Below are 5,773 nucleotides of genomic sequence, written 5' to 3' on the forward strand. Positions count from 1 at the left end.
CAGATCGAAAAGCAATTCGGTAAAGGCTCCATCATGCGCCTGGGTGAAGACCGTTCTATGGATGTGGAAACGATCTCCACAGGTTCGCTTTCACTGGATATCGCGCTGGGCGCAGGCGGCCTGCCGATGGGCCGTATCGTCGAAATCTACGGGCCGGAATCATCCGGTAAAACCACACTGACGCTGCAGGTGATTGCCGCGGCGCAGCGCGAAGGTAAAACCTGTGCGTTTATCGATGCAGAACACGCGCTGGACCCGATCTATGCACGTAAGCTGGGCGTTGATATCGACAATCTGCTCTGTTCTCAGCCGGACACCGGTGAACAGGCGCTGGAAATCTGTGATGCGCTGGCGCGTTCTGGCGCTGTCGACGTTATCGTTGTCGACTCCGTAGCGGCACTGACGCCGAAAGCGGAAATCGAAGGCGAAATCGGTGACTCTCACATGGGCCTCGCGGCGCGTATGATGAGCCAGGCGATGCGTAAACTGGCCGGTAACCTGAAGCAGTCCAACACGCTGCTGATCTTCATCAACCAGATCCGTATGAAAATTGGTGTGATGTTCGGTAACCCGGAAACCACGACCGGTGGTAACGCACTGAAATTCTACGCTTCTGTTCGTCTGGATATCCGTCGTATTGGCGCGGTGAAAGAGGGCGATAACGTGGTGGGCAGCGAAACCCGCGTGAAGGTGGTGAAAAACAAAATTGCGGCACCGTTTAAACAGGCTGAATTCCAGATCCTTTACGGTGAAGGCATCAACTTCTATGGCGAACTGGTTGACCTGGGCGTGAAAGAGAAGCTGATCGAGAAAGCGGGCGCCTGGTACAGCTACAACGGCGAGAAAATTGGTCAGGGTAAAGCGAATGCAACCACCTGGCTGAAAGACAACCCGGCGACTGCGAAGGAAATTGAGAAGAAAGTTCGCGAAATGCTGCTCAATAACCAGGATGCCAAACCTGACTTCGCTGTTGATGACGGTGAAGGCGTTGCGGAAACCAACGAAGATTTTTAATCGTCAGGTGTCGTCCGTCCGGATAACGCAACACTGCCATCCGGCAAAAAGTTGAATTACACTCAAGGGCTGCATTGATGCAGCCCTTTTTGCATTTCTGATTTCGAAGGTTGTTATGAGTGAACCCACACCGCGCCGACCCGCGTATTCCCGGCTGTTAGATCGCGCAGTACGTATCCTCGCGGTTCGTGACCACAGCGAACAAGAGTTGCGACGTAAACTTGCCGCCCCGGTGATGGGGAAAAATGGACCGGAAGAGATTGATGCGACGGCGGAAGATTATGAACGAGTGATTGCCTGGTGTTACGAGCATCAGTATCTCGATGACGACCGGTTTATCGCCCGCTTTATCGCCAGCCGCAGCCGTAAAGGCTATGGTCCGGCGCGCATTCGCCAGGAGTTGAATCAAAAGGGCATTGCCCGTGAATCGACGGAAAAAGCGATGCGGGAATGTGAGATTGACTGGAGCGTCCTCGCACGCGATCAGGCCTGCCGTAAGTATGGTAAACCGCTGCCTGGCGCATTTTCAGAAAAGGTTAAGATACAGCGATTTTTGCTCTATCGCGGATATCTGATGGAGGATATCCAGGAAATATGGCGAAATTTTGACGATTGAGCGCATACGGGATTTTACTTCCCCGTAAAGAAAACTTATCTTATTCCCACTTTTCAGTTGCCGGCGGCCCAGTCAATCAAGAGTTGTTGCTGGTAATGATTTTTCGTTAGCAAGATTTCAGGATAATTATGAGCAAGAGCACCGCTGAGATCCGTCAGGCGTTTCTCGACTTTTTCCATAGTAAGGGACATCAGGTAGTTGCCAGCAGCTCCCTGGTTCCAAACAATGACCCCACTTTGTTGTTTACCAACGCCGGGATGAACCAGTTCAAGGACGTTTTCCTTGGGCTCGACAAGCGTAATTATTCCCGCGCAACCACATCCCAACGCTGCGTGCGGGCAGGTGGTAAGCACAACGATCTGGAAAACGTTGGTTACACTGCACGTCACCATACCTTCTTCGAAATGCTGGGTAACTTCAGCTTCGGCGACTATTTCAAGCATGATGCAATCCAGTACGCATGGGAATTGCTGACCGGTGAAAACTGGTTTGCCCTGCCGAAAGAGCGTCTGTGGGTGACCGTCTACGAAACAGACGATGAAGCCTATGAAATCTGGGAAAAAGAAGTCGGTATTCCTCGCGAGCGTATTATCCGCATCGGTGATAACAAAGGTGCGGCTTATGCGTCCGACAACTTCTGGCAGATGGGCGACACCGGTCCGTGCGGTCCGTGCACCGAAATTTTCTACGATCATGGCGATCACATCTGGGGCGGCCCTCCGGGAAGCCCGGAAGAGGACGGCGATCGCTACATTGAGATCTGGAACATCGTCTTTATGCAGTTCAACCGTCAGGCTGACGGTACGATGGAGCCGCTGCCTAAGCCTTCCGTGGATACCGGTATGGGTCTGGAACGTATTGCGGCTGTGCTGCAACACGTCAACTCCAACTACGAAATTGACCTGTTCCGCACGCTGATTGAAGCAGTAGCGAAAGTGACCGGTGCAACCGATCTGAGCAACAAGTCACTGCGCGTGATTGCAGATCACATTCGTTCCTGTGCGTTCCTGATTGCCGACGGCGTGGTTCCGTCGAACGAAAACCGTGGCTATGTCCTGCGTCGTATCATTCGTCGTGCGGTACGTCATGGCAACATGCTGGGCGCGAAAGAGACCTTCTTCTACAAACTGGTGGGTCCACTGATTGACGTCATGGGATCGGCGGGCGAAGAACTGAAGCGTCAGCAGGCTCAGGTTGAGCAAGTTCTGAAAACCGAAGAAGAGCAGTTTGCCCGCACGCTCGAGCGTGGCCTGGCGCTGCTGGACGAAGAACTGGCGAAACTGTCCGGCGATACGCTGGACGGCGAAACAGCATTCCGTCTGTACGATACCTACGGTTTCCCGGTTGATCTGACGGCTGACGTTTGCCGTGAGCGCAACATCAAAGTGGATGAAGCCGGTTTTGAAGCCGCCATGGAAGAGCAGCGTCGTCGTGCGCGCGAAGCCAGCGGTTTCGGGGCGGACTATAACGCGATGATTCGCGTGGATAGCGCCTCTGAATTTAAAGGCTACGACCATCTGGAACTGAACGGTAAAGTGACCGCGCTGTTTGTGGATGGTAAAGCGGTTGATGCGATCAGTGTCGGTCAGGAAGCCGTTGTCGTACTGGATCAAACCCCATTCTATGCGGAATCCGGTGGTCAGGTTGGCGATAAAGGTGAACTGAAAGGCGCGAGCTTTGCGTTTGCCGTAAGCGACACGCAAAAATATGGTCAGGCAATTGGCCACCTCGGCAAGCTGTCTGCGGGCTCTCTGAAAGTGGGCGATGCGGTCCAGGCTGATGTGGATGAGGCGCGTCGTGCGCGTATTCGTCTGAATCACTCCGCAACGCACCTGATGCACGCGGCGTTGCGCCAGATTCTGGGCACGCACGTGGCACAGAAAGGGTCGCTGGTTAACGACAAAATGCTGCGCTTCGATTTCTCGCATAATGAAGCAATGAAGCCGGCGGAAATCCGGGCGGTTGAAGATCTGGTGAACGCGCAGATTCGTCGTAACCTGCCGGTTGAAACCCACGTGATGGATCTGGAAGCGGCGAAAGCAAAAGGCGCAATGGCGCTGTTCGGCGAGAAATATGACGAACGCGTTCGCGTGCTGAGCATGGGTGATTTCTCTACCGAACTGTGCGGCGGGACGCACGCCAGCCGTACCGGTGACATCGGCCTGTTCCGTATTGTCTCTGAGTCCGGAACTGCCGCCGGGGTTCGTCGCATTGAAGCGGTAACCGGTGAGGGCGCCATTGCGACTGTGCATGCAGAAAGCGATCGCTTAGCCGATATTGCACATCTGTTGAAGGGCGATAGCCAGAATCTGGGCGACAAAGTGCGTTCAGTACTGGAACGTACTCGTCAGCTTGAGAAAGAGCTTCAGCAGTTGAAAGAACATGCTGCGGCGCAGGAAAGTGCGAATCTTTCCAGCAAAGCGGTTGATATCAATGGCGTTAAGCTGTTGGTGAGTGAGCTTGCGGGTGTTGAGCCGAAAATGTTGCGCACCATGGTTGATGATCTGAAAAATCAACTGGGGTCGACAATTATCGTGCTGGCAACGGCAGCTGAAGGTAAGGTTTCTCTGATTGCTGGTGTGTCTAAGGACGTGACCGACCGTGTCAAAGCAGGGGAACTGGTAGGTATGGTCGCTCAGCAGGTGGGCGGTAAGGGTGGTGGTCGTCCGGACATGGCGCAAGCCGGTGGTACGGATGCTTCTGCTCTGCCTGCGGCGTTAGCCAGTGTGCAAGCCTGGGTCAGCGCAAAATTGTAATAACTATAAGCGTTAGCCGATGCCGCGGATAAGCATTCCGCGGCGTTTGCATCAACGTTGTCGACAACGATAAAGTCAGGTTGAAGTTGTGTATATCGGCTAAACTTAGGTTTAACAGAATGTGATGCCGTGACTGCTTACATGTAATGTGTTTGTCATCGCTTACTTTTTGGCGTTATATGATGGATAATGCCGGGATACAGAGAGACCCGACTCTTTTAATCTTTCAAGGAGCAAAGAATGCTGATTCTGACTCGTCGAGTTGGTGAGACCCTCATGATTGGAGATGAGGTCACCGTGACAGTTTTAGGGGTGAAGGGCAACCAGGTACGCATCGGCGTAAACGCCCCGAAAGAAGTATCTGTCCATCGTGAAGAGATCTACCAGCGTATCCAGGCTGAAAAATCCCAGCAGTCCAGTTACTAAGGTTTCCGCGTCTCACCTGACCGGGTGAGGCGCAACCTGACATCGTCGCAATATCCCACTCTGTTTCGTTTTTCTGTGACTCTTTTTCCGGTTTCGCCTGGCGCTACTGCATCCGTGTGTCTTTTCCATTGAGGTAGTCCGTTGCCCCAGAGTCCAATTTATCTGTTGATAAAACACTCTTTTTGCCGTTTTTGCAGACTAATTGAACGTGAAGTGTGCAAACGATAAAAGCTCAGGAAAAATTGTTTGACTTATAAGTCCCAGAAAGTAATATGTGCGCCACGCAGCGACGATGAGCAGAAACAAGTTCTTCGAAGCACTCGTAAGAGGCGTGTGGTGAGGTGGCCGAGAGGCTGAAGGCGCTCCCCTGCTAAGGGAGTATGCGGTCAAAAGCTGCATCCGGGGTTCGAATCCCCGCCTCACCGCCATTTGCATCCGTAGCTCAGCTGGATAGAGTACTCGGCTACGAACCGAGCGGTCGGAGGTTCGAATCCTCCCGGATGCACCATCTCTTACTTGATACGGCTTTAGTAGCGGTATCAAAATCTGCAGTAAAGTAAGTTTCCCGATGCATCCGTAGCTCAGCTGGATAGAGTACTCGGCTACGAACCGAGCGGTCGGAGGTTCGAATCCTCCCGGATGCACCATCTCTTACTTGATACCGCTTTTGTGCAGTATCAATATCGGCAGTAAAATAAGTTTTCCGATGCATCCGTAGCTCAGCTGGATAGAGTACTCGGCTACGAACCGAGCGGTCGGAGGTTCGAATCCTCCCGGATGCACCATCTTCTCCCGAATAACAGCGAGTTTGTTGTTTCATGGTCTGCGAGAGCATCGTAAGCACCAGGGGGATAACGTTGCGCCAGCAACAGCCCGAAGGGCGAGGCTTCGCCGAGTCATCCTCCCGGATGCACCATCTCTTACTTGATACCGCTTGTGTGCAGTATCAGTATAAGCAGTA

The 5,773-nt window shown here is 53.0% G+C and carries 4 protein-coding genes and 4 tRNA genes; all 8 read left to right on the forward strand.

The features are described from left to right. Positions 1-1,014: recombinase RecA (recA, locus tag AB7E14_RS19505; protein WP_428169823.1), on the forward strand; the 1,014-nt coding region annotated here is incomplete at its 5' end. 115 nt (positions 1,015-1,129) lie between these two features. Then, positions 1,130-1,630, forward strand: coding sequence for a recombination regulator RecX (gene recX, locus AB7E14_RS19510; protein WP_044327453.1), 501 nt, complete (start codon positions 1,130-1,132; stop codon positions 1,628-1,630). Between the two features lie 128 nt (positions 1,631-1,758). Beyond that, positions 1,759-4,386 (forward strand): alanine--tRNA ligase, encoded by a 2,628-nt coding sequence (gene alaS / locus AB7E14_RS19515; RefSeq protein ID WP_046401927.1) that lies wholly within the window; start codon positions 1,759-1,761, stop codon positions 4,384-4,386. A gap of 240 nt (positions 4,387-4,626) precedes the next feature. Next, on the forward strand, positions 4,627-4,812 hold the full coding sequence (csrA, locus tag AB7E14_RS19520) for a carbon storage regulator CsrA (protein ID WP_000906486.1): 186 nt from the start codon (positions 4,627-4,629) through the stop codon (positions 4,810-4,812). Between the two features lie 335 nt (positions 4,813-5,147). Continuing rightward, positions 5,148-5,240 (forward strand) — tRNA-Ser (locus tag AB7E14_RS19525). A gap of 3 nt (positions 5,241-5,243) precedes the next feature. Then, positions 5,244-5,320: transfer RNA gene (locus AB7E14_RS19530), tRNA-Arg, on the forward strand. A gap of 62 nt (positions 5,321-5,382) precedes the next feature. Continuing rightward, positions 5,383-5,459, forward strand: a tRNA-Arg gene (locus tag AB7E14_RS19535). Positions 5,460-5,520: 61 nt separating this feature from the next. Then, positions 5,521-5,597, forward strand: a tRNA-Arg gene (locus tag AB7E14_RS19540). Positions 5,598-5,773: the final 176 nt, after the last annotated feature.

Origin of the sequence: Citrobacter sp. (assembly GCF_050252275.1) — a bacterium.
GTDB classification, from domain to species: Bacteria; Pseudomonadota; Gammaproteobacteria; order Enterobacterales; family Enterobacteriaceae; genus Citrobacter_A; species Citrobacter_A amalonaticus.